Origin of the sequence: Allosphingosinicella sp., assembly GCF_036403745.1 — a bacterium.
GTDB lineage: Bacteria > Pseudomonadota > Alphaproteobacteria > Sphingomonadales > Sphingomonadaceae > Allosphingosinicella.
In genome coordinates, this window is the sequence record NZ_DASWQI010000009.1 from 1 (window position 1) to 1,784 (window position 1,784).

Consider the following 1,784-nt stretch of genomic DNA (forward strand, 5'->3'; position numbering starts at 1 on the left):
GACATCGTCAATGGGCACGTCATCATCGTGGGGTCGGACTTGGTCCGGCCCTCCGTCCCGATCCCGGCGCCAGCCTCTGCGATCCACCACATCGTCGACGCTGACGTGGCGCAGTGCCGCCCGCTTGCAGAGCACCTCGACGTCTACATGGACCGGCATATGGACGTAGGCGTGCAAGCCTTCGCCGCACACAACTGGAAATTTGAGGCTCAGTGGCTTGGCGACCATCTGCAAGGTCGCCCGGCGATCTGCACGTACAAATGCGCGATGCGCGTTTGGCCCGACGCGCCCGCTCACAACAACCAAGCGCTGCGTTATTGGCTCAAGTGAACCGCTCCAGCTTTCCCGGAGGCCGTTTTGTTTGGCTCAAGCGGCCAGGGTTTGCACCTTGGCCTGGGCATAGTAGCCCGCTTCGGCTTCAGCGGGAGGGACGTTGCCGATGGGTTCGAGAAGCCGCCGAGTGTTGAACCAATCGACCCATTCGAGGGTGGCGAACTCGACCGCCTCGAATGAGCGCCACGGGCCGCGCCGGTGAATCACCTCGGCCTTGAAGAGACCGATCACCGTCTCGGCGAGGGCGTTATCGTAGGAGTCCCCGACGCTGCCGACGGAGGGCTCGATGCCGGCCTCGGCGAGGCGCTCGGTGTAGCGAATGCTCACGTATTGCGACCCCCTGTCCGAGTGACACACGAGCCCGCTGCCGGCGAAGGGCCGGCGCTGATGAAGGGCTTGCTCCAAGGCATCGAGGACGAAGTCCGCACGGGCCGAGCGTGACACGCGCCAGCCGACGATCCGGCGGGCATAGGCGTCGATGACGAAAGCCACGTAGACGAACGCGGTCCAGGTCGCGACGTACGTAAAATCCGAGACCCACAACGCATTCGGGCGCGGCGCCTTGAACTGGCGATTGACCCGGTCGAGCGGGCAGACCGCGGCCGGATCCGGAACGGTGGTGCGGACCGTCTTGCCCCGTACAACTCCTTTCAGGCCCATCGCCCGCATCAGCCGCGCCACCGTGCAACGGGCGATCACAATCCCCTCGCGGGCGAGTTGCCGCCAGACCTTCCGGACGCCGTAGACGCAGAAGTTCGCCTCGTACACGCGCTGGATCTCGACCGTGAGCGCCGCGTCCCGCTTGGCCCGGGCTGGCAGCCTGTCAGGTTCGGCCCGTCGCGCGGCATGCGTGTAGTAGGTCGACGGGGCGATCGGCAGCACCCTGCAGATCGGCTCGACCCCGTAGACCGCGCGATGGTCGTCGATGAAGGCGATCATGACCGGAACCGGCGGTCGAGCTCCGCCATCGCAAAATAGGCGCTGGCCTTGCGCAGGATCTCGTTGGCCTGACGCAACTCGCGGACCTCCCGCTCCAGCGCCTTGATCCGCTCGCGCTCGTCCGTCGTCGGGCCAGCCCGCACGCCTTGGTCGCGCTCGGCCTGCCGGACCCAGTTGCGCAGCGTCTCGCCCGAACAGCCGATCTTGGCCGCAATCGAGCGGATCGCCGCGTATTGCGAGCCGTGCTCGCCCTGATGGTCGAGCACCATCCGCACGGCCCGCTCGCGGACTTCAGGGGAATAGGGTGGGGTTCGCTTCGTCATGGCTCCATCCTCGCAAGAGTTGGAGCCTCCGGAAAACCCGGGGCGGTTCAAGGTGCCGGCACCATCCGTGCCGATCCGGTCGGGCGATAGCAGCGGCTGATCCTGCAAAGCCTTGCGGAAGAAGCGTTTGGCGGCGTCCAGATCGCGCTTGGCCGTGAGCAGGAAGTCCACCGGCGTGCCGTGCTTGTC

Annotated in this window: 1 protein-coding gene, 2 pseudogenes and 1 other annotated feature; of the genes and pseudogenes, 1 reads left to right on the forward strand and 2 read right to left on the reverse strand. The window is 66.3% G+C overall.

The genetic code is table 11. The features are described from left to right. Window positions 1-330: pseudogene (locus tag VGC56_RS01750) on the forward strand (3'-5' exonuclease); the annotation flags it as partial. Window positions 331-366: 36 nt separating this feature from the next. On the opposite strand, the gene VGC56_RS01755 reads toward VGC56_RS01750, so the two are convergent. Then, a protein-coding gene (locus VGC56_RS01755) for an IS3 family transposase (RefSeq protein WP_464122840.1) occupies window positions 367-1,595 on the reverse strand; the annotation gives its coding sequence in 2 pieces (ribosomal slippage) (window positions 367-1,307 and window positions 1,307-1,595; 1,230 coding nt in all). Next, window positions 1,198-1,314: a sequence feature (AL1L pseudoknot), on the reverse strand. It overlaps the preceding gene by 117 nt. Window positions 1,596-1,646: 51 nt before the next feature. Then, window positions 1,647-1,784: pseudogene (locus VGC56_RS01760) on the reverse strand (DDE-type integrase/transposase/recombinase); the annotation flags it as partial.